General features: G+C 69.7%; 2 protein-coding genes. Both read left to right on the forward strand.

What is annotated here, in order from left to right:
• Nucleotides 1–432: hypothetical protein (locus G3I65_RS56100; protein WP_239072064.1), on the forward strand; the 432-nt coding region annotated here is incomplete at its 5' end.
• The coding region (locus G3I65_RS56840) for a WXG100 family type VII secretion target (protein WP_203612784.1) at nt 432–1,864 on the forward strand (1,433 nt) is incomplete at its 3' end. The genes G3I65_RS56100 and G3I65_RS56840, both read left to right, overlap by 1 nt.

Raw genomic sequence — 1,864 nt, forward strand, 5'->3', positions numbered from 1 at the left:
GCCCGAGCGGACCCCGCCGCCCGCGTCGCCGCGCCCGGCCGCCATGCCTCCGCCGCCGTCCGTCCCGCGTCGCCGTCCCCGTGCCGACGACCACCTCGACGACGAATCGAACCCCTGGTGAGCGGCGGCGGCTTCAAGGTCTCTTCGGATCCCTTGGCCACCTTCGGCAAGCACCTCGACGAGCTGCAGAGCAACCTCAAGAGCACATCGGACCTCGTCGGCGGCATGGTCTGCGACCCCGGCATGTTCGGCATCAACCCGGCGTGCCAGCTGATGGCCGCGGGCGCGAGCACCTGGACGGACAAGGCGCGCCACCAGTTCGACGCCTACTCCAAGACCATCGGCGAGTTCGCCGACAAGGTCACCGAGGCCGCGAAGCGCTACCAGTCGGGTGAAGAGGACGCCGTGAACTCGATCGTGAGGTTCGACTAGTGGGCGACGACTACCAGAGCAAGGACGTCAGCCTCCACGGCTCGGACCTGTTCAACAGCGACAACGCGTCGGCCGGCGCGGGCTTCTTCGAGGCGGCGATCGGCCTCGACAAGGCCGTCAAGGAGAACGACAAGGTCGCGATCGGCATCGGCTCGGCGGGCATGGCGCTGGAGACCATCGGCCTCGTGCTCGACCCGATCGGCAGCCTGCTCACGGCCGGGATCGGCTGGCTCATCGAACACATCACGATCCTGCGCTGGCCGCTGGACATCCTGATGGGCGACCCGATCGGCATCGCGGCGGCCAGTGAAGCGCTCACCGCGGAGAAGAAGAAGCTCGAGGAGTGGTCGACGCAGCACCAGCAAGCGCTCGACACGCTGCTGAAGGAGTGGAGCGGCAACGCCGCGGACCAGTTCAAGAAGGACATGGACGCGGTCACCGAGCAGCTGGGTTCCCTCGGCTGGTACCTCGACCAGGCCGGCAAGAACATGAAGATCGCGGGCGGCATCGTCGGCGCCTTCCGCGGCATCCTCCGCGACCTGATCGCGATGCTCCTCGCGACGATCATCAAGGGCGCCCTGATCGCGGCGGCCCTCGCCCCGGTGACGTTCGGCGCGTCGATCGCCATCTTCATCGGCACGACCATCGGCACGGTGGCCACGGCCCTCGGCAAGATCGGCGCGAAGCTGGCCCAGCTGGCGAAGAAGCTCGGCGATCTGCTCCAGGCGTTGACGAAGATGGGCAAGGCGGGCGACGACCTGGCCGCGGTCAAGCCCCCGTCGAGCAGCCTCACCCCGACGCCCACCCCGAAGCCGGACGCCACTCCGGCCCCGAAACCGGACCCCAAGCCGACTTCGGCGACGCCGGAGCCGAAGCCCGACACCACGCCGTCCTCCGCAACGCCGGAACCGAAGCCCGAGCCCAAGCCGGACACGACGCCCGAGCCCAAACCCGAGCCGAAGCCAGACACCACCCCGTCCTCGGCGACCCCCGAGCCCAAGCCCGAGCCGAAGCCAGACACCACCCCGGAACCGAAGCCGGACCCCAAGCCCGACCCGAAGCCCGAGCCCGCACCGTCCTCTTCCTCGGCCACGCCAGAGCCCAAGCCCGAACCCAAACCGGACACCACACCCGAGCCCAAGCCAGACACCACCCCCTCGTCGGCGACCCCCGAGCCGAAACCCGAACCCAAGCCGGACACCACCCCGGAACCGAAGCCGGACCCCAAGCCCGACCCGAAGCCCGAGCCCGCACCGTCCTCTTCCTCGGCCACGCCAGAGCCCAAGCCCGAACCCAAACCGGACACCACACCCGAGCCCAAGCCAGACACCACCCCCTCGTCGGCGACCCCCGAGCCGAAACCCGAACCCAAGCCGGACACCACCCCGGAACCGAAGCCGGACCCCAAGCCCGACCCGAAGCCCGAGCCCGC

It is taken from the genome of Amycolatopsis sp. SID8362 (assembly GCF_010550475.1).
GTDB lineage: Bacteria > Actinomycetota > Actinomycetes > Mycobacteriales > Pseudonocardiaceae > Amycolatopsis > Amycolatopsis eburnea.